Annotated in this window: 22 protein-coding genes; 16 read left to right on the forward strand and 6 right to left on the reverse strand. The window is 32.4% G+C overall.

The features are described 5' to 3' along the window. Positions 1-613 precede the first annotated feature (613 nt). The 11 genes from ACHRVZ_RS04470 (at position 614) to ACHRVZ_RS04520 (ending at position 9,557) form a co-directional block, all read left to right on the forward strand. On the forward strand, positions 614-958 hold the full coding sequence (locus tag ACHRVZ_RS04470; RefSeq protein ID WP_395420979.1) for a hypothetical protein: 345 nt from the start codon (positions 614-616) through the stop codon (positions 956-958). 165 nt (positions 959-1,123) lie between these two features. After that, positions 1,124-2,173 (forward strand): hypothetical protein, encoded by a 1,050-nt coding sequence (locus ACHRVZ_RS04475; RefSeq protein ID WP_395420980.1) that lies wholly within the window; start codon positions 1,124-1,126, stop codon positions 2,171-2,173. A 394-nt stretch (positions 2,174-2,567) separates the two neighbouring features. Then, a complete protein-coding gene (locus ACHRVZ_RS04480) occupies positions 2,568-3,077 on the forward strand; it encodes a hypothetical protein (protein ID WP_395420981.1) in 510 nt (169 codons plus the stop codon). Between the two features lie 68 nt (positions 3,078-3,145). Beyond that, a complete protein-coding gene (locus tag ACHRVZ_RS04485; protein ID WP_395420982.1) occupies positions 3,146-3,799 on the forward strand; it encodes a hypothetical protein in 654 nt (217 codons plus the stop codon). 67 nt (positions 3,800-3,866) lie between these two features. Then, the gene (locus tag ACHRVZ_RS04490; protein ID WP_395420983.1) at positions 3,867-4,475 is read left to right on the forward strand and encodes a hypothetical protein; all 609 of its coding nucleotides are present in this window, start codon (positions 3,867-3,869) and stop codon (positions 4,473-4,475) included. A gap of 10 nt (positions 4,476-4,485) precedes the next feature. Continuing rightward, a complete protein-coding gene (locus ACHRVZ_RS04495) occupies positions 4,486-4,914 on the forward strand; it encodes a copper resistance protein NlpE N-terminal domain-containing protein (RefSeq protein WP_395420984.1) in 429 nt (142 codons plus the stop codon). A 193-nt stretch (positions 4,915-5,107) separates the two neighbouring features. Then, on the forward strand, positions 5,108-5,602 hold the full coding sequence (locus ACHRVZ_RS04500) for a hypothetical protein (protein ID WP_395420985.1): 495 nt from the start codon (positions 5,108-5,110) through the stop codon (positions 5,600-5,602). 193 nt (positions 5,603-5,795) lie between these two features. After that, positions 5,796-8,099, forward strand: coding sequence for a DNA topoisomerase 3 (locus ACHRVZ_RS04505; protein ID WP_395420986.1), 2,304 nt, complete (start codon positions 5,796-5,798; stop codon positions 8,097-8,099). 267 nt (positions 8,100-8,366) lie between these two features. After that, the gene (locus ACHRVZ_RS04510) at positions 8,367-8,843 is read left to right on the forward strand and encodes a DUF6265 family protein (protein WP_395420987.1); all 477 of its coding nucleotides are present in this window, start codon (positions 8,367-8,369) and stop codon (positions 8,841-8,843) included. Between the two features lie 17 nt (positions 8,844-8,860). After that, a complete protein-coding gene (locus ACHRVZ_RS04515; RefSeq protein ID WP_395420988.1) occupies positions 8,861-9,208 on the forward strand; it encodes a hypothetical protein in 348 nt (115 codons plus the stop codon). Further along, complete coding sequence (locus ACHRVZ_RS04520; protein WP_395420989.1) at positions 9,180-9,557, forward strand: hypothetical protein; 378 nt, start codon at positions 9,180-9,182, stop codon at positions 9,555-9,557. The genes ACHRVZ_RS04515 and ACHRVZ_RS04520 overlap by 29 nt, the downstream gene beginning before the upstream one ends. A 288-nt stretch (positions 9,558-9,845) precedes the next feature. Here the strand turns inward: ACHRVZ_RS04520 and ACHRVZ_RS04525 are convergent, their stop codons facing one another. Continuing rightward, positions 9,846-11,006: an MFS transporter gene (locus ACHRVZ_RS04525; protein WP_395420990.1), complete on the reverse strand. Its 1,161-nt coding sequence runs from the start codon at positions 11,004-11,006 to the stop codon at positions 9,846-9,848. Positions 11,007-11,202: 196 nt separating this feature from the next. Between ACHRVZ_RS04525 and ACHRVZ_RS04530 the strand changes: the two genes are divergently transcribed. The 4 genes from ACHRVZ_RS04530 to ACHRVZ_RS04545 all read left to right on the forward strand — a co-directional run bounded on the left by ACHRVZ_RS04530 (position 11,203) and on the right by ACHRVZ_RS04545 (position 17,011). Then, on the forward strand, positions 11,203-11,928 hold the full coding sequence (locus ACHRVZ_RS04530; protein WP_395420991.1) for a DUF4198 domain-containing protein: 726 nt from the start codon (positions 11,203-11,205) through the stop codon (positions 11,926-11,928). Between the two features lie 287 nt (positions 11,929-12,215). After that, positions 12,216-14,522 carry a TonB-dependent siderophore receptor gene (locus ACHRVZ_RS04535; protein ID WP_395420992.1) on the forward strand — a complete coding sequence of 769 codons (2,307 nt, stop codon included), beginning with the start codon at positions 12,216-12,218 and terminating at the stop codon, positions 14,520-14,522. A gap of 133 nt (positions 14,523-14,655) precedes the next feature. Further along, positions 14,656-15,972: an APC family permease gene (locus ACHRVZ_RS04540; protein ID WP_395420993.1), complete on the forward strand. Its 1,317-nt coding sequence runs from the start codon at positions 14,656-14,658 to the stop codon at positions 15,970-15,972. A gap of 166 nt (positions 15,973-16,138) precedes the next feature. After that, complete coding sequence (locus tag ACHRVZ_RS04545) at positions 16,139-17,011, forward strand: hypothetical protein (protein WP_395420994.1); 873 nt, start codon at positions 16,139-16,141, stop codon at positions 17,009-17,011. A gap of 85 nt (positions 17,012-17,096) precedes the next feature. On the opposite strand, the gene ACHRVZ_RS04550 is transcribed toward ACHRVZ_RS04545, so the two are convergent. Continuing rightward, positions 17,097-19,730, reverse strand: coding sequence for a valine--tRNA ligase (locus tag ACHRVZ_RS04550; protein ID WP_395420995.1), 2,634 nt, complete (start codon positions 19,728-19,730; stop codon positions 17,097-17,099). 274 nt (positions 19,731-20,004) lie between these two features. Between ACHRVZ_RS04550 and ACHRVZ_RS04555 the strand changes: the two genes are divergently transcribed. Further along, positions 20,005-20,385, forward strand: a complete 381-nt coding sequence (locus ACHRVZ_RS04555) for a DUF1573 domain-containing protein (RefSeq protein ID WP_395420996.1) — start codon at positions 20,005-20,007, stop codon at positions 20,383-20,385. An 80-nt stretch (positions 20,386-20,465) separates the two neighbouring features. Here ACHRVZ_RS04555 and ACHRVZ_RS04560 read toward each other — a convergent pair whose 3' ends face one another. From ACHRVZ_RS04560 to ACHRVZ_RS04575, 4 genes are all read right to left on the reverse strand, one after another. Then, positions 20,466-20,945 (reverse strand): hypothetical protein, encoded by a 480-nt coding sequence (locus ACHRVZ_RS04560; RefSeq protein ID WP_395420997.1) that lies wholly within the window; start codon positions 20,943-20,945, stop codon positions 20,466-20,468. 82 nt (positions 20,946-21,027) lie between these two features. Continuing rightward, positions 21,028-23,157 (reverse strand): OmpA family protein, encoded by a 2,130-nt coding sequence (locus ACHRVZ_RS04565; protein ID WP_395420998.1) that lies wholly within the window; start codon positions 23,155-23,157, stop codon positions 21,028-21,030. Positions 23,158-23,167: 10 nt separating this feature from the next. Then, positions 23,168-24,097 carry a type IX secretion system membrane protein PorP/SprF gene (locus ACHRVZ_RS04570; RefSeq protein ID WP_395420999.1) on the reverse strand — a complete coding sequence of 310 codons (930 nt, stop codon included), beginning with the start codon at positions 24,095-24,097 and terminating at the stop codon, positions 23,168-23,170. Positions 24,098-24,129: 32 nt separating this feature from the next. Beyond that, positions 24,130-26,763 carry a gliding motility-associated C-terminal domain-containing protein gene (locus ACHRVZ_RS04575; protein WP_395421000.1) on the reverse strand — a complete coding sequence of 878 codons (2,634 nt, stop codon included), beginning with the start codon at positions 26,761-26,763 and terminating at the stop codon, positions 24,130-24,132. Positions 26,764-26,797 lie beyond the last annotated feature (34 nt).

A 26,797-nucleotide genomic window follows, 5' to 3' on the forward strand; every position in this document is an offset into this window, starting at 1 on the left:
CTAAGAATAAAAAAGCGTTAAAAATAATTATTATCGGGTTAGGCATTTTATGGATTCTTATTCTGACCTGGATCGTTAGTATACCAAAATACAAGTTAATTTTTACGCTGTTGACTCTTGCCGTTACTACAATAATTCCTATTTTAATTTTTCTAAGTCAAATAGATTCCGAAATTAAAAAACGTAATTCGCAGAACAGTTAATGAGTCTACGTAAGATTTAAACCTCATGTGAGCGCTCCGCTCGTGCAAGCGATCAAAACTCCGCTGGCGCGGGCGTCCCGCTCGTGAACACAATCAAAATAAAAAAGTAATCACTACAATAGTCATAAATAAACCAGATGGCACGGATATGTCTTTACTCTCGATAGTGCGAATTTGCAATCCATGCCCATAACAATAAAAAACAAGACAGATCCTTAAAGCTAAAAAAACCAATCTTTGTGGGCACGGATTGCAAATCAGCGTTATCGGAATAAAAAAAAGCTACAAGAAAATATTTTTGTAGCTTTTTTACATTTATAATAAGAAAAAATCAATCTTTGTGTAAGCAGATTAAATCTGATAAATTCTCTAACCAAGACTATTCAATTGAAATAAAACCAAAACGCAAAATGAAAAAATTTGACTTTAATAATAAAAGATTTGCTCTTGTTCAAAACTCTGAAAATGGACAAGTAAATACCGAAACCATTTTTAATTACAAACAAGACGACAATCTCGTAACTGCCGATTATTTTGGAGGATCTATAAAATACGGAAAAATTATTGCGGAGTTAAAAGACGACAAATTAAACATGCTTTACCAATGTTTAACAACAGATAATGAGTTGAAAGCAGGCAGAGCATTAGCACAAATTGAGTTGACAGAGAATGGCAAAATCAAATTGTCTTTGGACTGGGAATGGCTAACGAACGGAAGCGAGAAAGGAAAATCTGAATACATCGAAATTGAATAAAACAAAGGAGCGATAAGACCGCTTGCTAAACGTTTTTTCTGAAAAATTATAATTCCAGAACATCAAAGTCCGCACTGGCATTGGTTTTCTGCTTGAAAGCATAAGCTATGTTATTAATAAAATAACAACAATGAAACATAAATACCACAAAACAAATAAAAACTCATGCAAAAACTAAAAGCCCTCATTATTATTTTTTTAACCATTCCGCTAATTTGTTTAAGTCAAAACTCAAAAAATATTAAACAAGAAATAGCTGGTTTATTTGCAAAAGCAGATAAAAAAAACCTGCAAAATGTTTTGCCTTTTGAAATTGGCGAAAAAACTGGTTTAATCGATGCCAGCACAAAAAAAACAATACTGGAACCAACCAAGAACTTGCGAATTACAAATCTTTTTAGTCCAATTATGAAGGGTCGCTATAAAGATTTTGAGTTCGAAATTAACCCAAAAAATTTTCAAATTAAAATTATTAAACCAGAACAGCCCAATAATGATTTAGTACCACAAATTAGAGATATTAGTGGAGAATCTTCTAAAAGAAACGGCCCCGAGGTCGTTTATGAAAATGGCTTTAAAGGTTTTGCCGTTAATGGAGATGGTGAACTATTAAGATATTCTAATATTTATGTTTCTTTATACCAAATTCCGCAAGTAACTCCGTTTAAATACAAAGGAAATTATTATGCAATAGCCGCAAAAAAAATAGAAAACAATATCACCAAATATGGCATTATTGATACAGACGGAAACACTATACCTCATTTTGATTTTATTTATGACAAGATTTATATCAATAGTTTGGCAACAAATGAAAATGATACTTGGTTTATCGTAAATGCTGATACTAATAATTCCTGTGAAAAATTACTTGAACAAAGCGCCTATATGAACATGAATGGTGAAGTAAAATTAAAAGGAGAATTGGCAGATTATCCTGCTACGGGCGACCATTTTGGGTTAGATGCAAACATGTCTGGTTGTATCAAATTTAGTGGCGTTCTTGATGTAGCTAAAATGGAATGGATCATTAAACCTCAAACGAAAATAATGATAAGATGGCTTGATTATACCTCCAAAGAAGTATTGGATGATTCAAAAGTTGAAAATAGAAATAAAGCAAAAATGTATGTAAGAGTATTAGGCAATAATTCGATCTACTACATGGATTTAGATTTAAAAAATAAATATATCCCCATAAAAAACAAAAAATAAAGTGGTATTTAAAGTTATTCCAGCGTTCGTGTCTTGCTCGCGAACACGATCTAAATAAAAAGTAATCAATAACATTAGCTATAAATAAACAAATTATTAGGATGGATTTTATAGCAATACTATCTGGTCGAATTATATTGGAGTTTTTAGGAGCTTCAACTAGACTTCTTTATTTGAATTTAAAATGTTTACTAAACAATAATGACTTTACAACATTTTCGAGTATTTGGTCACCAACCGGAAGCAATAAAAAAAAGGATGAAAACAGCTCGTTCAATCATATGATTGGAGTTATATCATTTGGATTTTTTATCTTTTTGATTATAATTTTTAATGTCTAACCGTAACAGAAAAAACTCCATGCTAAAACGAGCTTACGAGTAATAAATATAATATGAAGATTATTTTAGAAAGAAATTTAGATTTTAGACAGTTTCAAAATCTGATTATTTTGACTTTTATTACTGGAATGTTTTTTCTTGGTATGTTAAACTCTGTTGAATTGAAATCGTATTACAGAATTGAATTTGTTTTATTTGTTTTGAACCTTATATTCATTGCCATTTTATTTACAAAAAAAGGTTTATTAATAGAAAATCAAAAACTTTACAATGCTGTTTTCCTATTTGGATTTCCATTGAGAAAAAAGTTAATTGAAACATCCAATTTTCAGCAACTTTCTGTAATAACAGGAAAACTTTCAACAAATTACAACTATTCATACAACCGTAGGAGTTTTCATAATTGGGAACCAAATTTAAATTATTCGGTAAATAGTTTTTCAGTATTTATGGCTGATCAAAACTCTGTTAATCAAAAAAAGATTTTGAGATTGACAAAACCCGAAAAAGTAAAATTAGCAATTGATTTTATTACTAAAAACACGAATCTAAATCATTCTTAATATTCTCAAAAATAATCTAGATTTGTAAGCAATACTATCAGCATTTCTAAGTAAACGAACCAAACATTATGAAAAAAATATATTTTAGTTTTTTATTGCTAACTTTTGTTCCCTTACATTCCTTTTGTCAGCAAAAAAAAGTTAATCCTCCGCCGATTAAAGAAGAGTTAATAATTGGAGATCAGGAAACTGGAAAAATTGAAGATAACAAGTACAAATGCAACTTGTTCGATTGGCAAATTGAAATTCCGGAAGGCTTTACAATAACATCTAAAGAAAGAGCGAAAGAATTAGAAGACAAAGGTTACGAAGCTATGAAAGAACATAGCACAGAAGGAAAAAATGTTAGTCGCGCTACTACTACTCTAATCAGTTTTGAAAAGGACAAATACAATATTTTTAGTGCTAACTACGAATCTTTAGTAGGCAAAAAAAAGATGACGTTTGAAGAGTACAAAGCTTTCATGCTTAAATTACTCGACGAAACCTATTCTGGTAAAGGAATGAAATATGATATTGCAAATAGTGATTTAAAACTAGGCAAATACAACTTTAATAAAATAGTAGTCCATTTGTATCATCCTAAAACCGATGCTCTAATTTTAACTCAGGAATTTTACAGCTCTTACATCAACAATCATCTTTATACGGCAGGTCTTAATTATCAAAATGAAAATGCTGGATATATTATGAGTTACAATTTTATGAAATCTTTTAAATAAATTTTAAGCTCTTACTAACCTAAAAAATTGCTACCAACAAACAAAAAAAACCAGCAGCATTAGAAAAATGAATCTAAAAAACCATCCTTTTTTCAAAAAATATAAATATTTCAAATATGTATTATTAACTCATCTCGCATTTTCTCTACTCAATGTTACGATATTCTTGGTACATGGTTTTATAAATAACGATGTTGTGGGAATTTTTAAAGCTCCTTATCAAAATTATAAAGCTTTAAACAATCCTGAAAAATACCTTCAAAAAGTGTTTTTCGTGGTCGATACCGCTTATATCGAAACACAAATATCATCAAGTCCAGGCTCTACTCCTACTCATAAAGATTATACAATCATTAAAGGTAATCTACTAAATTCTAAAGAAAAAAGAGAGATAACCTGTACGTATGACATTCTGGATAGGATTTACAGATCGCGTTATGACTATAATACTGGCGAAATAATCGTTAAAAAAGTAAAGGGAATTAAAGTCTGGAAAAGTACAATTAACGACGAAGTTTTTTTAGGCAATGAAAAAGCTATGACTGCCGAAAGAGATAACGCTATTGGCAGTATTTATTTTCAAATTACATTGATACCGATTCTTGTTATTTTGTTTATTTTAAAAAGAAAATCTGAAGAACAAGAACCAAGAGTAAAAAAACCAGTAACAAATTAAAACCATAACTATGAAATTAACCATCACCGCTTTACTTTTAATTTTTAATCTTACTTTATTTGCGCAATCGAACCAGATTGTAGGCGATTATGCACGTTCGCTTGGTGAAGAAGGAAAACATATCATTGAATATAAATTGACTTTAAATCAAGACGGAACATTCGAATTTCATTGGTATACAAAACTGCAAGGTGCAACTCCACCTGAAGTGAACAAATATGGAAAAGGAAAATGGAGTGTGAAAGACAATTTGGTTACTTTTTCTTCAAACAAAAAAGAAGATTTTGATGACAAATACACATTAGATTTCAATAATTCTAAAGCGAGATTTGTAACTAAAAATCCTAGAGACAAAAGTGACAAAATAGTTAAAACTACACTTCAATTTTTAGAATCAGAAATTAGCTGGCTGCGAAAAATTGCTATTTTTAAAGTCTAAAGAGACATACAATTTACAAGTATCTCGCAAGATTAAAACACTAAATAAAAAAGCCTCAAGAAAATATTTTTTGGGGCTTTTTTATAATCAGAAAAAATCAATCTTTGTGGAGTACAAGATTATGCGTTTTTCATTTTCCAAACATTGCATGAACAGAAAAAAAAAAAAAAAACTCGAATAAAACAATAAACTTATGAAGAATGTCTTAGTGATATTTGCTGTCATCTTTGCAATTGGCAATATAATGATATCTGTAACGGTAACTTTTTTTGATGTTTATACTAATCAATATTTTAAAGAATATGAAAACATTAAAAGCTTTAAAAATAAAAAATTGTACATGGCTAATGATGCTATGTTGATAGATAGAGCTTATGAAGATACAGGAATAGATAACGGAATGCCGGTTTTTGTTATCGAAGGAAGATTATTAAGTAATAATTCTAAAGTAAGATTAGCAGTTGGCGAACAAGAATATCTTCGTTCGAATTTAGATCAACAACCACTTTATAGAAGTAAATTAACCAATAATCTTTTTTTAAGAAACGCCCCTAAAGAGTATTATAAGGATCAATTTATTTCTTTTTATTTGGGAATTTATTTTAAAATCACTTTTTATGTTATAATCGGAATTGCAATTTACATTCTTTTAAATTATATAAGGATGCGACGATATAGACTATATTAAAGCTATAGTTTTTGGGAGGAATAAAGCAATCTCAAACAGTATATCTTTTTAATGAACAAGCTTGCTTATAGTTAGTGCAAATGCTTCGTTCCTCGCAAAGACTCATTAGATCGCGTATTCGTAATTCCATAAGATTTCATTTCGATACCAAATTCTAAATCCTTAATTTCGCCTTTAATTAAGAAGGAGAAAAATGAAGGTCTGTATTGCTGAAAAACCAAGTGTAGCACGAGAAATCGCATCCGTTTTGGGAGCCAATACCAAACACGATGGATATTTTGAAGGAAACGGTTATGCTGTAACCTACACTTTTGGACATTTATGTACCTTAAAAGAACCTAACGATTACAAACCACACTGGAAAAGCTGGGATTTGAATAATCTGCCCATGCTTCCTGAAAAATTTGAAACCAAAGTAGTTGAAAATTCAGGAATTCAAAAGCAATTTAAAATTGTAAAAAGTCTGTTCGACAAAGCCGAAGTAGTTATAAACTGTGGGGATGCCGGGCAAGAAGGAGAATTGATTCAGCGTTGGGTAATGAACGAAGCCAATTATAAAGGCGAAGTACAGCGTTTATGGATTTCGTCTTTAACAACTGAAGCTATAAAAGAAGGTTTTGATAATTTAAAACCCTCAGCGAACTACGATAATTTATTCTACGCCGGATTTTCAAGGGCAATTGGCGATTGGCTTTTGGGAATGAATGCTACGCGTTTGTATACCGTAAAACACGGTGGATACAAACAAGTTTTGTCTATTGGCCGCGTGCAAACGCCTACACTGGCAATGGTTGTAGATCGCTGGAAAGAAATCGAGAACTTTAAACCTCAACCATATTGGGAATTACAAACTTTATATAGAGAAACCCTTTTTAGTTATGAAGAAGGTCGTTTTCTGAAAAAAGAAGACGGAGAACTTTTAGCCAATAAAGTAAAAGAAAGTGATTTCGAAATTGTTTCTATCGATAAAAAGAACGGAAACGAATATGCTCCAAAACTATTTGATTTAACAGGTTTACAGGTTTATTGCAATACAAAATTTGGATTTTCAGCAGATGAAACGCTTAAAATTGTGCAAACTTTGTACGAGCAAAAAGTAGTTACATACCCCAGAGTTGATACTACATTTTTACCAAACGATATTTATCCTAAAGTGCCGGGAATTCTGCAAAAACTAACCAAATATGCAGCGTTAACGCAACCACTTTTAGAAAAAAAGATAAAAAAATCGCCTAAGGTTTTCAACGATAAAAAAGTTACGGATCACCACGCGATTATACCAACCGGAATAGAAAGCAATTTGCAATACAATCAACAGCAAGTGTATGATATTATTACAAAACGTTTTATTGCTGTGTTTTATGACGATTGTTTGGTTGCCAATACAACCGTAATTGGAAAAGCTGCCGATGTACATTTTAAAACCACTGGAAAAGTGATCTTAAAGAAAGGCTTCCGAGTTGTATTTGAAGATCCGAATGCCAAAGAAAAAGAAGCCGATTTATTACCCAATTTCGTTGTGGGGGAAAAAGGCCCGCACGAACCTTCGTTTTTAGAAAAAGAAACCAAACCACCCAATCAGTTTACTGAGGCAACTTTACTGCGCGCCATGGAAACCGCAGGAAAACAAGTCGATGACGAAGATTTGCGCGAATTAATGAAAGAGAACGGTATTGGGCGTCCGTCGACACGAGCGAATATTATTGAAACGCTTTTTAAACGTCAATACATTGTCCGAAACAAAAAACAGGTTTTACCTACTCCAACAGGAATTCAGCTAATTGATACAATTCAGAATGAGTTAATCAAGTCGGCGGAATTAACGGGGTCTTGGGAAAAGCAGTTGAAAGATATCGAAAAAGGAACTTTTACAGCCGGAGCATTCATCAAAAACATGAAACGAATGGTTGAAGCTTTGGTCACTGAAGTGCGAAGCGAAACCAGACACGCCAATATTTCACACGCTGCAACTGTTCAAAAGGAAGTTGTAAAAGTAGAAAAAAAGAAAGCCGCAGGAATTTTGGCAGAAGTTTGTCCAAAATGTAAAAAAGGAAATCTTATAAAAGGGAAATCTGCTTACGGATGCAGCAATTATAAAGCTGGTTGTGATTTTCTATTGCCTAATACTTTTGAAGGAAAAAAGATTTCTGAAAGTCAATATTTACGCTTAGTTCAAAAAGGATCGACTGTCAATATAAAAGGCTTTAAAATGGATTCTGAAACGGTAGAAGGTTTGATTCGTTTTGAAGAGAATTACAAACTCAAATTAGAACCTAAGAAAGTAACTCCGAAAGCAAAACCGGAAGTTACATCAGACGCTTTAACGTGTCCGAAATGTAAAAAAGGAACTGTAATGAAAGGAAAAACGGCTTACGGTTGTGGCGATTATAAATTGGGTTGCGATTTTAAAGTTACTTTTGATGATGTTAGAGCCAAACTAAAAGATCAAAAACCAACGAAAGAACTTGTTTATTCGATTTTACAGGAAAGCGTTTAGTTTTTTTCACGGTTTTTTTGCCCCAAATTTTCGCGAATTCTGTTTCACGCAGATTTAAAAAAGATTTAAGCTGATCTTAGCTGATTTGTATAATTCTAAATCAAAATTAAATCTGCTCAAATCAGCAGAATCTGCGTGAAACAAAAATCATTTTAATCCTTTTAATCTGTGGCAAGTTTCAAAAATCAATTCGTGTAAATTTGTGAAATTTGTGGCAAACTATTTTATAAATTAGCCTTTCAATCTAACACCAAAAAATCAAAATATATGTTTCAGAAAATTACTCTTTTAATGCTTGTATTAGCAGTTGTTTCTTGTCAAAAAAAGGAATCTGTTGAAAAAGATAAAATAAAAATAGCGGACTGGTTAATAGGAAAATGGGAAAACACTTCGCCAGATGGTGTATTAACTGAAAACTGGGAAAAATTAAACGACAGTACTTTTAGTGCAGCATCGTACTTTATAAAAGGAAAAGATACTATTCATTTCGAAAGTATTCTATTATCTCAAAAAGGCGAAACACTAACTTATATCGCCACTGTAAAAGGTCAAAACGATGACAAACCAGTTGAATTTCCATCAACTGCAGAATCAGACAAACAATTGGTTTTCGAAAATCCAAAACACGATTATCCTCAAAAAATCACGTATACAAAAGGTGCCAATAATACTTTAACGGCGGAGATTTCTGGAAATTTACAAGGAAAACCAAGTGCAGAAAAATTTGTAATGACGAAGAAGTAATAAATTAGTTTGTACTTATGTTCATAATTCTAATTTTTTCCTTTTTTGGTTTGTGCATTTTAGCTGGTATAATCTTATATCTTAAAAATTCATTTATCCCTAAGTCTTTTGTATCAATTGAGAATGATATTGTTTCTTTTGAAGAAAGAATAAGATGGCGCGATACTAATGGAAGCCCTAGTACTCCAGAGATAAAAAAAACATATTATGTTCCAATTGTTGAATACTTCTACAGCGATCAAAAATATGTTTATCAAAGTAAGATTCCGATAATGCTAGATAGTCCAAATTTCAATCTTAAAGTGTTGCTATACGTAAATCCTGAAAAACCAACCGATGCCAGACATAGATTTAAGAAATTCTAAACAAGAATTGTATAACGGATATAGCAAACACAATGAGACGAAGAACTTTATAATTGATTTAATCAAAAATGGTATTTCTTCATTTGTTTTTAAATACAATAGATTTGATAAAGGAGCTTTGATTTCTTATAGTACTTTTGATTTTAGATTCTTCTGCATAAAAGATGGCATTGAGACGGAGTTGTTTTATATAAATTGCAAACATTCGAGAAAAACACTACTCTCCTTTTTAGAAATTATCCAACATCTTGAAAAGAATTATGATGTGAACTTAAAAAATGACTTTTTTAATGATGGGTATTTTTATGATAAAGAAAAAGAAGAAATAGTAAGATATCTATATCGCTAAAATACTTTTAAATACTTATATCTTTTTAACTCAGGTTTGAATTTCATAAATATTCATGAAACATTCCAACGGATTAATCCCGAAGCTTCAAGACGTTACGACAATATAATATGTTCCTCCAGAATTCTAAAAACAGAAAAAAGAACAATCTATTTGCCCAATATTGTAGGGCTGGACTTCAGTCCAGTCGATAGAAAAAAAAGCTCACGAGTAGGCACACATCAGAGTTAGCAATTAGAAGAAACTTAGTACCTCAGCAACTCAGTATCTTAGAACCTCCAAAAAAAGCTATTCATTCTCCCCTATTTTATTCACCATAAAGATCATCAGTATTCCAAGAAGTGCCATTACTAAAAATGCCCATTTCATACTTAGGTATTCAGAAATAAAACCTACCATTGGCGGAACAAGTAAAAAACCAAGATAGCCAATTGTTGAAATTGAGGTTAAGGCAGAACCACTACTCAATGTTGTAGATCTTCCGGCAATACTAAATACTAATGGAACAACGCAGGAAACCCCAAATCCGATTAAAACGTAACCAAAAATAGTTGGATAAGCATAAGGCAGAATAAAACAAATACCGAATCCTACTGTGATTAAAATACCACTATAAAATAGAATTCGTTTGGTACCAAATTTCATTACGCCATAATCTCCAAACAAGCGTCCTAAAGTTACAGCTGATGCAAAAAATACAAATGCGGCACTGGTTAATTTTGGAGAAGCTTTTAATATATTTTCGAAATAAATACCACTCCAATCGTACATTGTATTTTCGCAAGCCATAGAAACAAAACAAATCAAGGCAAACTTAACCAGATTTTTTTCCGGCATAGAAAAGAACTTCTTTTTAACAGGAACGGGCTCATTATGAATACTCATTGGATAAAAACAAGCCGTAAGAGCCAACATAAAAACACTTACTCCCAATAAATGATGTGATGGCGCAATATGTTGAGTTACCATTACATAACCTAAACCAGCTCCAGAAAAAACAGCAATACTCCAAACCGCGTGAAAACGAGTTATAATCGATTTTGGATATAATTTTTGAACTTCAAGAGACTGTGCATTAATCGATAAATTGAAAATATTACGAGATGCGCCAAATATTAAAAGTACAATGACCAGCTGCCATACAAAGGCAACTAAACCCGGTAAAGAAAGTACAATATTAAACATGATTGCACCTAATAACATGACATATCGGCTGCTGTATTTATTTAACAGTTTTCCTGTAAACGGCATTGTTAGCATCAAACCAATTGGAAAAGCAAATAAAACTGCTCCAAATTCAGCTTCAGATAAGTGTAATTGTGCTTGTATATGTGGAATTCTCGATACCCAGGAAGAATACCCAAATCCTGAAAGGAAAAAAAACACCGTATTTGCTATACGGAATCCTCTGGGGGTATTTTTAATTTTTTTAAAGAAAGGTAAAATCATGAGGAGAGTTTCATTTTTTCAGACTGCAAAATTAAGCTTTTAAAGTCAATCTATCTGAAGATTCTCCTTTCTAATTTTCAGGTGCAGCTGAAGTTCTTAAAAGAATATTATTCATATTTATTCTAAATAAATATTGTGAAATTAATTTTAAACTTTACATTTGTCTAAATAAATATTAACCCGTTAATTAAATACTATGAAACTTAAAACTTTAAAGTCAATAACATTTTTATTTTTAATGTTAGTTGCTAGTCCTACATTGTTCGCTCATGCTCTATGGATCGAAACAAAAGCAACCGGAACAAAAGGAAAAGCACAAGAAATTTCAGTTTACTTTGGAGAGTTTTCAGATAATGATATTACAAAAGCAGACAAATGGTTTTCTGATCTAAAAGATTTTACTTTGGTTGTTATAAGTCCATCAAAAAAAGAAACTAAACTAACAGTAAAAGCTTTAGAAAATAAGTATCAAGCCTTTTTTACGCCAGATGAAGATGGTGTTTACACAATTGTAATGCATCACAAAGTAAAAGACGTGTACGGAACTATGGTTTTAGATTATAATTCAAGCGCTACAGTAACAGTTGGAAATACTGCTAAAGGAAATGAAGCAATAGCAAACACAAACATTATTAGCTTATTTTCTAAAGATGTACAAACTGCCAAACAAAATACTAAAGTAAATGTGAATGCCTTATATGAAGGTAAAATAGCGAAAGAGCAAAAAATGAAAGTAATTGCTCCAAATGGCTGGGAAAAAGAATTATGGAGTAATGAAAACGGAGAAATTTCATTTACACCAATCTGGCCAGGAAATTATATGGTCGAATTTGCTTATACTGAAAAAGCTGCCGGAGATCATAACGGCAAAAAATATGACGAAATCTGGAAAATGGCTACTTACTTAATTTCTGTTAAATAATCATTTCATAGTTCCATTTTTCCCCCATAATCTTATTAATTAAACCTTGTTCACCTGAGCAAGGTTTTTTTTCGCTTATCCACAATTTTCCTTGCTATATGCTGTCATTGTTATTTAGAACAACTCTACTTAGTAAATATTAAAAATGAGAAACACAAAATTTTAATGTAATCTTAATGAAACATTAAGGTAATTTTAAGGAATAAAACTTCTTAATAAATTTTGTTAAAACATATATGTGACCTTATATTTGCAAAAAGTTATTTTTATTAAATCTAAATAAAACCATGAAATATAATTTACTACTTGCCTTGTCTTTGATAAGTTTTGCATCTTATAGTCAGGAATATGCAAGGGCAGAAAACACTTCAACTATAAATGATACTGTAAAGAACAAAAAAGGAGAAGCTCTAAACGAGGTTTTAATTACAACAAATAAGCCTAAAAAACCAATTGAAGCGGCTCGTTCAGGAATTAAAGTAATGGACTTACCACAAAGCGTTCAAATTATTGGAAGCGAAGTAATAGAAGAGCAACAAGCAATTAGATTAAGTGAAGTTGTAAAAAACCTAAACGGAGTTTATGTTGGATCTGCTCGTGGTGGTGCTCAGGAATCATTCTTTTCCAGAGGATATGATATGAGTGCGAACAATATGTTTAAAAATGGTTTTCGTTACAACGCAGGTTCAATACCAGAAGTTTCATCTCTAGAAAAAGTAGAATTCTTAAAAGGAGGATCCGCTTTATTATACGGAAACGTTGCTCCCGGTGGAATCATGAATTTAGTAACCAAAACTCCAAAGTTTACACAAGGTGGTGAACTATCCATGCAAATGGGAAGTTATTCTTTCTACAAACCATCTTTAGATATTTACGGACCATTAAACAAGTCTATAGCTTACCGATTTATCGCTTCTTACGAAAACTCAGAAAGCTTTAGAGATTATGTAAAAAATGAGCGTATTTATATCAATCCTTCGTTTTTATTTAAACTAAGCGATAAGACTCAAATTACATTACAAGGAGATTATTTAAGCGCCGATTGGACTCCTGATTTTGGTACTGGAATCGTTGGAAAAACAATCTTAGATTTACCGCGTAACGAATTTTTCGGAGCACTTTGGTCAACAGCTAATACAAAATCTTCTAGTGCGTCATTATTATTCAATCATGATTTCAATAAAAACTGGAAATTAAACTTTAATTCTTCTTATCAATCTTACCGCAGAACACAAACTTCTACAGCGCAATTGAGTACAGTTGAAGCCAATGGAAATTGGAAACGTGGTTTAACAAAAGCTGATGGAGCAGAACAAATATTTGCTGATCAATTAAGTTTACAAGGAACCTTTAATACAGGTAAAATCAAACACCAAATATTTACCGGAGTTGACTATGAAGATTCTATGGCTCCTAATTACACTTTTGGTTTTTATGCAACACCAACTTCTACAGTAGCCATTACTACTGAAGCTACTGCAATCAATCTTTTTAATTACGATTATAGTACACAGAGTTTAAATGTACCTTATCCAACAAGAGCAACTCAGTTAGCGACTACAAATACGAAGCGTTTTGGTGCATATGCACAAGATTTAATTTCAGTTACTGATTATATAAAAGTTTTAGGAGGAATACGTTGGTCATGGCAAGAAAGTGATGTTACAACTTCTAAAGAAGTAATAGGAAAAGTTAACGGAGTAGATGCTATTACAACTAGTCTTGATAATTCTACACCAGTTACAAGTGCTAAAACTTTAAACAGAGCTTATTCACCTAAAGCCGGATTGGTAATTCAACCAACAAAAGATATGTCTTTGTTTGCAAGTTACTCGAACTCTTTTACTCCTAATACAGGAACAACGGTAGATTTAAAGCCTTTAGATCCATCTATTATAGACCAATATGAAGTAGGAATCAAGAAAGATTTCTGGAAAGGTCTTTTGAGTACAAACGTTACATTATATCAAATATCTAATAATAACTTAGCACAAACTGCTCAGTTTTTAGCTGATGGTGTTACACAAAATACTACTACAACTTTAAAAGAATTAGTAGGTGCAACAAAAGGAAAAGGAGTTGAAATAGATATCACTGCTCAACCGGTAGAAGGGTTAAATATTATGGCCGGTTATAGCTTTAATGAAACTAAAGTATCGAAATCATCTGGGACAAACGGTAGTCTTGTAGTTGGAGATATTTTAGCAAGAACTCCAAAAAACACTGCAAATTTGAGCTTTTTCTACAAATTGCCTAGTGGTTTATTAAAAGGATTGGCTTTTGGAGCTATTGCAAACTATGTGGGTGACCGCACAGGAGGTTGGAATGATGATTATTTATGGACAGCTGTTAAACCAACACCTGCAAATCCAAAACCAGATCCAGCGTATATCGTAACAATCAGAGATCGTGATATTCCGTTAAAAGGTTACACAACTATTGATGCTTCTGTTGGATACGAATGGAGAAAAATTTCAATCTTATGTAGATTATCAAACATTACAAATGAATTGAATTATACTGTTCACGAAAATTATAGTGTGAATCCAATTGCACCTCGTCAAATCATGACAAGCCTAAGATACAAGTTTTAAAATATTTGAATTAGATTTTTTACTTCAAAAGACCTCGTTTAGCAATAGACGAGGTTTTTTGTTTTGAAAATAGAAAGTGTATTAATTGTGTTACTTTTACTGTCTTAATAATTCCGAACAAAAAATCTAAAACATGTCAGATTCCAAAAAGAACCAATTGCAAAAAACTTTAGGATTCAGCTTCAATATTGCTGTATTAATTGGAGGAACCATTGGAGTTGGAATTTTACGAACTCCTGGCACAATTGCGGCAATGTTAGACAATTATTGGCTCATTATTGTTTCCTGGCTTTTTGGTGGATTATTTGTCTTAATAGGCGCTAACTCATACGCCGAACTCGCAACAATGCTTCCTAAAGCCGGAGGATCTTACAATTATATCAAAAAGGCTTTTGGTAATTATGCAGGTTTCCTTTCGGGTTGGTTCGATTATATTACCAATGCAATTCCGCCTGCTTTTTACTGCATTGTAATTAGTGAATATATTATTATTTTATTTCCAACTCTTAAAACCTATTCGACCGAAATGGCCATTTCTCTACTCATTGCTTTTGTATTATTACATCTAAGCGGAGTAAAAAATGGAAGTACAATTCAACAAATTACCAGTTTGTTAAAAGTCATTTGCTTTTTCGCGTTAGTTGTGGCTTGTTTTATGTATTCGGGCGTGAAATTAGCACCAATTCCAAAAGACAATGCTGCGGTACAAATAGGTTTGTTATTGGGCTTTTTTAAATCACTTCAGCTTATCATCGGAACTTATAATGGATGGAACGGCGTTTGCTTTTTTGCTGAAGAAAATGACAATCCGGGCAAAAACATTCCGAAATCATTGTTTAGCGGAGTTTTACTGGTAATAGCCATTTATGTTTTAATAAATGTTGCCTTTTTTTATGTTTTACCAGTCGAAAACGTAGCAAAATCTAATTTGGCTGCAGCCGATGTTGCTAATATTATTTTTGGGAAAAATGGTGCAATTATCGTTACAGTAATTTCGATTTTCTCTTTAATCAGTATTCTAAATGCTTTTATGATGATTCCGCCAAGAATCTTATACGGACTAAGCCGTGATGGCTTTTTTATCGAAAAAGGAACAACTGTAAACAAAGGCGGAACTCCAATTGTTGCGCTTTTAGTTTCATCAGTATTTAGTTTATTTTTAATTTGCATTGGCTCTTTCGAAGTCTTATTTTCATTTGCCGCCTTTACTTCTATTATTGTTTGGGGATTGGCGTATTGTTCACTTTTAAAACTAAGATCCTCAGAACCTAATTTACCCAGACCTTATCGCTCTTTTTGGTATCCGTGGACAACTATTTTAGCGATTATAGTTTCATTAGCATTACTAATTGGATTTATATATAGCGACCCTAAAAGTTTTGGAATTATTGTGGGGATAACGGTTATTTCTTATCCTTTGTTTTTGGTTTTAACAAGAAACAGAAAATAAATAAAACGACCTGAAATCAAATTCATAACGTAAGTTTTCTCAAGTAAAACACTCTTTTTTTATTATACTTTTAATTACATTTGCTGGATTTATAGTTGTTTTTTATTTTAATTTCTTTATTTAAAATACAATAACAAATACCTGATTTTCATAAAACAAACTCCAAATGAACAAACTAACATCCCTAATTGGATTATTATCATTATTAATCATTACCTCCTGTTCAGAAAATGAAATAAAAGAATCGATAGAAACAATAGAACCAAAAGAACCGATAAAAGTAAACACTACGCCTCTAATCCAATCAATTCTGGAGATAAATCCTTCAAGTGGTTCGTCGACAACATTTACTTACGATGGATTTAAAATCAAAGAAGCTACAACAATTGGTATTAATGTTGGAGTTTATAAAATTAGCTACACTTACACTGGAGATTTAATAACTCAAGAAGATGGGTATATAAATAATGAGCTTTACGTTAGTACAGCATACACTTATGAAAATAACAAACTAAAAACTGCCATTTTTAAAAACACGAATAGCGGAACTATTTTTCCCGCGATGAATCAAACTAAGTACATCTATAATTACACCTCCGAAAATCTTGTAGAAATTTATATTTATAATTATTCTAATAACAATTGGGTACTAAGCGATTCTTCTCGAAGAGTAAAAATATATTTCGATAATGGCAACATTATAAAAAGAGAAAAATTCAACTCTAAAGACATCATTACATCTACTCTTAATTACGAATACGACACCAGTCCTAATATATATAAAAACATAACCGGGTTTGACAAATTGTACTTCACAGACTCATTTGAAAATGTTTTCAACAGGCATTTTGATATTAAAGACATTAATAATTCTAAGAATGTATCATTTTTTAGCGAACAAATAAACTCAATTTTCACTGAAACTAAGCGCTATAGTTACGATCTTAATACAGATGGCTACCCAAAAGAAAAACGTCATCATTATGACAACAACAACGTCACCCGATATGTTATAGAAAAAACATATACTTATTATTAATTTATTATTGGTGCACTAAAAAATAAAAAATCCCAATTCTGAAAAATTTCAGTATTGGGATTTTTTATTTAAACAGACTTAAGCTTTATTTCAAACCAGCAATACTTTGCTCGATTGTAGCAATTTTTGCTAAAGCATCGGCTTCTTTTTGTTTTTCATTTGCTAAGACTTTCTCTGGCGCTCCGGCAACAAATTTCTCGTTCGATAATTTTGCCTGAACTGATTTTAAGAAACCTTGCGTGTAAACTAACTCTGCGTTAAGTTTTGCAATTTCTTCTTCAACGTTTATATTTCCTGAAATTGGAATGAAATATTCATTAGATTTTACACGGAAAGATAACGCTCCATCTACTTTAGCTGTAACATATTCGAAAGCCGAAATATTACCTAATTTAGTTACGATTGAATCAAAATAAGTCGAGATATTCTCGCTGTTGATTGCTTTTAATTCAATAGCATCTTTAAACGGAATATTTTTATCTTTTCTGATAGTTCTAATTCCTGAGATAACCTCGATTGTATTTTCAAAATCAGAGATTAAGCTCGCATTAAATGGTTTTAATTCTGGCCATGTCGAAACAATTAAAGCTTCTTCTGGAGTTCTTTCTGCCAATATCTGCCAAATTTCCTCCGTTAAGAAAGGCATGAAAGGATGAAGCAATTTAAGGTTACTTTCTAACATTTCGATGGCTTTATCAAACGTAGCTTTATCAATTGGTTGTTGATACGCTGGTTTGATCATCTCTAAAAACCAAGAACAGAAATCATCCCAAACCAATTTGTAAATTGCCATTAATGAATCTGAAATTCTGTATTTTTCAAAATTATCTTCAATATCAACTAATGTTTGCTGCAACTTTGCTTCGTACCATTCGATTGCAACTTTTGATGATTCCGGTTGTGGAATAGTTTCTGAAACTTCCCAACCTTTAATCAATTTAAAGGCATTCCAAATCTTATTTGAAAACGCTTTTCCTTGATTACATAATTCTTCATCAAACATAATATCGTTTCCTGCAGACGCGCTTAAAAGCAATCCTACACGAACACCGTCTGCACCAAATTTTTCGATCAAGTCTAAAGGATCAGGAGAATTCCCTAATGATTTAGACATTTTACGACGTTGTTTATCACGAACTAAACCAGTTAAATATACATTTGTAAATGGTTTTTCGCCTGCATATTCATAACCTGCAATAATCATTCTCGCAACCCAGAAAAATAAAATATCCGGACCTGTCACCAAGTCATTTGTTGGATAATAATATTTATAATCTGCACTTTCCGGATCCATGATTCCACCAAAAACTGACATTGGCCATAACCAAGATGAAAACCAAGTATCTAAGGCGTCAACATCCTGTTTAAGGCTGTCGGTTGTTAGTTGTTGGTTGTTGGTTCTTTCTTTAGCTAAAACTAAAGCATCTTCAATGTTTTCAGCAACTACGAAATCTTCTTTTCCGTCTCCGTAATAATAAGCAGGAATTTGTTGTCCCCACCATAATTGACGAGAAATATTCCAATCACGAATATTGTTTAACCAATGCGCGTAAGTATTTTCGAAACGTTTTGGGTGTAATTTGATATCGCCATCAACCAAAACAGATTTGATTGCCGGTTTTACTAAATCTTCCATCTTCAAAAACCATTGGTCAGATAATCTTGGTTCGATTACTGCTTTGGTTCTTTCTGATGTTCCAACTTTATTCAAATGGATTTCGGTTTTTGCCAAAGCTCCAATTTCTTCTAATTCTTTTGCAATTTCGGTACGAACAACAAAACGATCTTTTCCTTGATAATGCAATCCGAAACTATTTAATGTAGCATCTTCGTTAAAAATATCAACGATTTCAAGATTGTGCTTCTCTCCTAGCGTTTTATCATTCATATCGTGAGCAGGAGTTACTTTCAAACATCCTGTTCCGAATTCAACATCTACATATTCATCTTCGATAATTGGAATTACTCGACCGCAAATAGGAACGATGGCGCTTTTACCTTTTAAATGTGTAAAACGCTCATCATTCGGATTGATACAAATTGCTGTATCTCCAAAAATTGTTTCCGGACGTGTTGTTGCAATGGTCAGAAAATCTTCTGAACCTTCAATTTTATATTTTAAGAAAAATAATTTCCCTTGTTGTTCTTCGTAAATAACTTCTTCGTCAGATAAAGTTGTTTTAGCTTCAGGATCCCAGTTTACCATTCGGTAACCTCTGTAGATTAATCCTTTATTATATAAGTCTACAAACGATTTAATTACAGATGCTGACATATCAGGATCCATCGTAAATTTGGTTCTTTCCCAGTCGCAAGAAGCTCCTAGTTTTTTAAGCTGATCTAAGATTACTCCACCGTATTTATCAGTCCATTCCCAAGCGTGCGCAAGAAATTCTTCACGAGTTAAATCATTTTTATTGATTCCTTCCGCTTTTAGTTTTGCTACAACTTTTGCTTCAGTTGCAATAGATGCGTGATCTGTTCCCGGAACCCAACAAGCATTAAAACCTTTAAGACGTGCACGACGAATTAAAACATCCTGAATCGTATTGTTCAACATATGTCCCATGTGCAAGACTCCTGTGACGTTTGGCGGCGGAATTACAATTGTATAAGGTGTTCTATGATCTGGTTCTGAATGAAAATAATTATTTTTCATCCAGTAATCATACCATTTATTCTCGATCGTTTTAGCGTCAAATTGTGCTGGAATACTCATTTTATCGTGGATATGTTTAATCGTTAATTTGCTTTAATTATTTAATTATTGATTCATTTAACTGTCTAATTGTTTTTGTTTTTGGCAACATTTACAAATCATCATTCGATTAAACAAATTAACGATTAAACAATTAAACAAAAGTTTGGTTCAATTTTTGTAATTATAACTGACAGCAAAAGTAAATAATTAAGTACAGTATAAAAAGAGAAATAATAATTTGTGTATTAATTAAAACAAAGTATATTTACTTACAACTTAAAAACAATTTCAAATGAAAAATGTAGCCTCTTTTATTGCAGTCGTATTGTTTAGCGCAATAGGTTATGCACAAAACGGCCCAAAAATTGAATTTGCAGCCCAAGACAATACGATTGATTATGGAAAAATTTCAAAAAGTGATAACGGAGTTCGCTCTTTTGAATTTACAAACACAGGTGACGCTCCTCTTTTAATTACAGGTGCCGAATCTACTGTAAGTTCTATTGTTGTTACAAAACCTGCCGCAGCAGTTATGCCTGGAAAAAAAGGTAAAATCGATGTAAAATACAACATGGTTTCTGGACCAATTCGTAAAACAATTACAGTTGAAACTAATGCTGTCAACTATCCTGACGGTAGAGTTGCCTTAAAAATTAAAGGCGAAGTTTTATAAAAAAAACGAAAATCTAAAAATAGCAAAAGCCGTTTCTTATTTAAGGAACGGCTTTTTTTTTAGTTGTTAATTTAACTTTCTTATTTTTTACATTCTGTTGGATCGAATTTATACTTTACACGCTCAAAATCGATTGGCTTATCTTTTACAATATAGGTAACCCCCATTGTTGTTTGCATCGTTCCGTTTCCTAAAATAAGCTGTTTGTCACGTTTTAAAAGCGCCATTGGGTTTTTAAAGATTTGATCTTTAGTCGCTGAATCCTTAAAAGTATAGTCTACAAATAATGTATCACCATGAAATTCACCTGCAACCTCACCAGTTTTTACTGTTTTAGGAGCTACTTTCATCACCATATCTCCAGATATTTTACCATTTTTTAAAGTATTCAATTTTAAATCGATAGTATCTTTTTCGTAAATAGCTTTGTAGCATTCAGTACTTACAATCTTTTCACCTTCAGCTTTTGCGGCTTCGGCTTCTTTTTGTTTTTCTTCATTTTTACAACTTTGGAACCCAATACAGATTACAAGCAGACAAGGCAAAACTAGATTTTTCATATTTCAATATTTTATTTCACGGTTATTTTATAAAATTAATAAAAAAGAAATCAACAGAAAGTTTTTTGCAAAATTTTCCACTTTATAAATTCTTAATCACAAATTCAGACCTTCTATTCAACTCATGCTCTTCTTCTGAGCAGGCTTCATCTGTTTTACATTTTATAATTGGCACTGATTCTCCGTAACCTTTTGCCTGAACTCTTTTAGCATTTATACCTGATTCTATGATAAATTCTCTAGTAGAATTGGCTCTTTTTTGAGATAATTCTTCATTATATTTCAAATTACCTCTTGAATCTGTGTGCGATCCTATTTCAATAACCATTTCAGGATATTTCTTCATTAGTTCTACAACTCTTCCTAAAACTACTTTAGATTCTTTTCGGATGTACCATAAATCGTAATCAAAATAAATAGGATCTGTTTTAATAATCAATCTGTCTTTATCTTTGATAACATCTTTTTCTTTCTCTAAAATCTGTTTTACCTTTTCATTCTTTCTAACCTCGGCGGCGACAACTTCAGCTTCTTTGGCTTTTTTCTCTTTTTGTTTTAATTCAATTGCTACGAGTGCTTCTTTTTTCTTATTTTCTTCTTCTATAATAATTTCTTGCTTTCGCTTATTTTCGGCAATTATCTTTTCTTCTTGCTTTATGTTTTCTAAAGACTTTAATGCCATAGATCCATCATTGCTCACATTTCTGATTTTCCCAGAAGAAACTGATCTGGATTCAGTTGTGTATTTTTCTTTAGAACTCGAAACGGTAAACGAACTCTCGCAAGCTACTGTAAAACTGAATTTTCCGTCTGTTCCTGTTACAGCGGTTTTCAATATTTTTTTATCTGAATCTTGTAATGTTACAATTGCATTTTCTAAAGCAAATTTGGTATCAATATCTGTAATTATTCCAACAATGAACTGTTTACAATCTTCTACTAATAGCTCTTTTATTTCTTTGAACTGATAAATATCGTCGCTTCCTTTTCCTCCTTCTCTATTCGAAGCAAAATATCCTTCTTTTGTATTTGAATCTATATTAAATGAAAAATCGTCTAAATTGGAGTTTAACGGTAAACCGATATTTATGGGTTTTGAGTATTCATTTCCGTTAATTTCTGATACAAAAACATCAAGTGAACCGTATCCTAAATGACCATCTGACGAAAAATACAGTTTATTGTCTGCGGATGCGAACGGAAATTGTTCTCTTTTTTCTGTATTAACAATTGGACCTAAGTTTTTTGGCGTATCAAATGCGCCTTTATTTATGTTTACCGAATAAATGTCGAATGAACCCAAACTTCCCGGCATATCTGAAGCAAAATACAATACTTTCTCATCGGTGCTTAAAGCGGGATGTTCTACCGAATAATTAGAACTATTAAACGGAAGTGATGTCACATTTGTCCATTTACCATCAACCAATTCGGCTTTAAAAATTTGAAGATTCGAAATTTTCTGATCGTTTGTTTTCTTACTTCCTTTTTTAGAATTATTTCGGGTAAAATAAATCGTTTTACCATCTTTTGTAAAAACAGCATTCGATTCGTGCATTCCGGTTTTTAATTCTTTCGAAAAATAATGTACTACAGAATCAGCTGAATTAATGTTTTTTAAAGGAATTGAAACTAAATTCAAATAGGTTTCATTATCCCATTTGAACTTTTTATCAAATAATCCGGGTTTCAATTTAACTCCTGCAAAAACCAAATTATCATTGTACTTTACAGCTCCAAACTCAGAATTAGGTGTGTTTATTGCCAGGTTTCTAATCTCAAATCGTTTTCCTATTGCTGTTACATTTTCCAGGACTTTAATATCCTTTTCAAAATTTACAACATCATTTGCATTTGCAGATCTTGAATAATATTCTTTTAAAGCCGCATTAGCATCATCATTACTATTGCTTGCTTTTAAGGTTTGTGCATATCTGAAATAATAATTACGATCTAAATCATTATTATAATTTTTAATTAAAAGCCTGTAATAGCGTTGCGCTTTTATTAAATCATTGGTATAAAAATAAGAGTCGGCAAGGTTTTTAATAACTTCCTGAGAAGGTTTTTCCTGAACTAACTTTTCATATAAAACAATTGATTCGCTATAAAAAGTTTTATCGAAAAATCGTTTGGCTCTTGCCAATTCGAGATCTTGAGCATTTATAAACTGTATTGAAAATACGAATACAATAACGAGTAGTTTTTTCATATTTTTCATATTAGAAGAATCTTGGTGATTTATCATATCCTTTTCCTAATAAATCCAAATTAAAGAGCAACATGATTTCGTGTGTCCCGGAATTAAACTGTCCCATATTCGAAAGTGTATGATCATAAGCATAACCCACTCTCAACGAAGGCGTAACATTAATATTCATTAAAGCACTTACGGCATCATTAACTCTGTAAGCAGCACCCAATTCGAATTTGTTATTGTACAATACATTGGCCGTAAGATCTACAGAAATTGGTGCTCCGGTTACAAATTTTGACATAAAAGCGGGTTTAAACTTTACCATGTCGTTGATCTGAAAAACATATCCGGCAGTTAAAAAAGTATGAATACTTTCTGATCCGTACGCATTAATTCCTGATTTCTCTTCGATATGTTTGGAACTTAATAAATTTGGAACAGACAATCCCACATAAAAATTATCTCTAAAATAATACGCTCCAACTCCAATATTTGGTTTTGTTACGTTTATATTTTCGGCGAAAGCCAAATCTGTAGCCGCATCACTAAATTTAAATCCATTAAAATTGGTTTGTAAGGAAGTAAAACCAGCTTTTAAACCTAACGAAAGTTTATTTTTTCCGCCTAGATTTAAAACATATGCAAAGTCAGCATAAAAATTATTCTCCTTTTTTGCCCCATCGCCAATATCGTCTGAAACTAACGAAAGTCCTACCTCGACTTTATCAGTCACAGCAGTATGCCCAAAGAAAGTAAAAGTTTTTGGCGCTCCAACAGCTCCAACCCATTGTGTTCTGTACAATCCTCCAAGATTCAACATTGCCGGAACTCCTGTTGCATACGCAGGATTCACTACACTCATATTGTACATATAATGCGTGTATTCCGGATCTTGTTGCGCTGAGGCTGATGTAATGTAAAAGAGAAAAGATATAAAAAGTAGTATTTTTTTCATTTGAAAATTATATAAATAATATAAAAAAGGAATTATCTGTTTAGGTAAAGTCGGCCTTGCTGAGCTTTTCTATTATCTTTATTAAAATTGATAATATAAAAATAGACTCCGTTTGGCGCAATTCCGTCACCAAAACCGGCAGCTTCAGAATTTTTTCCATCCCAATCGGACTTATTTTTATTTCCTTTAAACATTACATTCCCATATCTATTAAAAATTTCAAGCGTATAATCCGGGTATAAAAATTCAATATCAGGAATTCTGAACGTATCATTCACATTGTCACCATTTGGCGAAAATCCGTCAGGAATAAAAAACTTATATTCTGAGGTATCACAATCGAGTAATGACACCGTAACTTCTAAATAATTCTCAGAAATACAATTTGTTGTACCTGAAAGATCAAAACCAAAATAAGTCTGTTTATCGACAAGTAATGTACTCGAAGTCAATAAATTTCCGTTATCAACAGCATCGTACCACGCCACCGTTGAAGCTACATTGGTTACTTTTGATAAATCTGAAATTGTTGGATTTTTTAAACCACAAAAATCTTTCCCATCCGGATTTAAAATCGGAGCCGGCGTATCGTTTACTACAACCGTAATTTTAGTTGATGGTGACTTACATCCTGCAGCAGAAAATTCTCTTAGATAATAATCTTCTGATTTTAAAAGATAAGTATCTGCCAAAGCTGTTGTTGAAGCATCAGAAATATACCATTTATACTGATTTCCATGTGGAGTTAAATTGGCAATTGTAGCTCGATCGACTTTACAAAAAGGCTGATTTCCGGCAACTGGCGCTACAGGCAAAGCATTCACTAAAAAAACATCTGAAATATTCAATGCACTTGTACAGCCTGTAGTTGTATTCGTCAAACCACTTGCTGATATTGTAGTTGAACCCGAATTTAATAGCAATCCTGGCGGAACAGAAAAACTTGCATTGCCGTTTACAATAGCTAAATCAACTGTTTGCAATGCCGAAACATTACTATCTGAAAGCACATATGAAAGTTTAGCTGCAGTCAGATTTCCTAAACCAGATACTTTAGCAGTAAATTGTTCATTAAAACAATTGTCATCAACTGCAATTTTTACAGCCGTCACATTAGGCAACGGATTAACATATAGATTTCCAACCACATTTGCTGTATTGCTGCATTGTGGTGCAGGATTTGTAATATTGATAATGTTAAGAATTGTAATAACTGACAATCCGCTTTTTACATTAAGATTTCCCGGAATTTCGAAAGTTCCTTTTCCGCCTGTGGCTGTTAAATCTGCCGTCTGCGCTGTTGCCGAATTATCACCGTTTATAATGTATGTGATACTATAATCCCCATCAAGCAATTGAGCAGCATTAATTTGAATAGTTGCTGCTTCATTCTGACAAATCGGACTTGTTGTTAATGTCCCTCCATCTAAACGTGGTAAAGGGTAAATTGTTAAATCTGTTGCGAATGGACTAAAAATATTTACGCAAGAATTTCTGCTGGATGTCGAAACTATATTTGTAATAGTTATTGTAAACTTTCCAACGCGCTGAAAATAAGACGATCGAATTGGAAAATTTAATACTCCATTTACAAAATTTGCTTTTACTGTTTGTGAACCGGATATTGGCCCGACAACACTAAAACTAACATTATATTCTCCGTCAGGAATAAAGTCCGGTCCTTGCGTTATTTCTGCCGAATAGGTCGCTGAAGGAATGTCTGATTCGCAAATATCTTTAGAAACTACCACTTTCGCTCCAGTAAAATCCAGTCTTTTTTCGAGTGTAATTGTTACAGGAATAGTTCTGTCTTGACAAATATTATTGTCAGGAACAGCCAAAACAGTATATTTATAAGTATATTCATGTGCTCCATAGGTATTGAACACGTCCTGAAGATTAATCTTATGATCCGTAACTGAAGTTAACCCCAGACCTTCCCACTCACCTCCAGCATCTTCTCCAGTAAGCAAATCATTCAAATCTAAATCAGTATAGCCCGCTAAACCTGTAGTTCCGCATAGGGTTAGATTGGATGCAGTTCCTGTTTGTGGTCTTCTTAAAATAGTTACCAATACATCGACTGACTTTGCAGTCGCAGAACATTCGAGTACAGGAGGTACGGTATACGTAAACTGAAGAGTCGTTTTTTGATCGACCTTCCCAACACTCAATGATGATGTTACGTATTGACCGGAACTATTGGTCCATCTTCCATTTGAATGTGGCCCCATAACGGTACCGTCAAATGCATTAAAAAGATTAAAACTACCAGATTCACTACAAACTGTTGCCTGTGATCCAACTCCTGCATATGCTCCAATTACAAGTGTAATAACTGCTTTATCATTTAAGCATCCTGCGGTGGCAGGAGCAGTATACGTATAATGATAAGTCCCTCCGCTAGTAATGAGCTGTGCATCTAAAATTCCCGTTGCTGGATCTAACCCCCGCAACTTATTATCGTCAGACCAGGTACCGCCGGGAATTGGAGAACCACCTAGTAACGAAAATAACGATAAGTTTTTATAGCTTGGATTTTCAATGTCACAAATTATTTTTTGCACATCACTTCCGGCGCACTGAGCACTAATTTTTGAAGGTAAAACTGATAAAACAACGAAAAACAATACAAATTGTAAGAAATTAATGTAGTTTTTAACCATAAACAATATTTTTTATAAACATAATAAAATAATA

The sequence above is a fragment of the Flavobacterium sp. FlaQc-57 genome, assembly GCF_044007395.1.
Taxonomy (GTDB): domain Bacteria; phylum Bacteroidota; class Bacteroidia; order Flavobacteriales; family Flavobacteriaceae; genus Flavobacterium.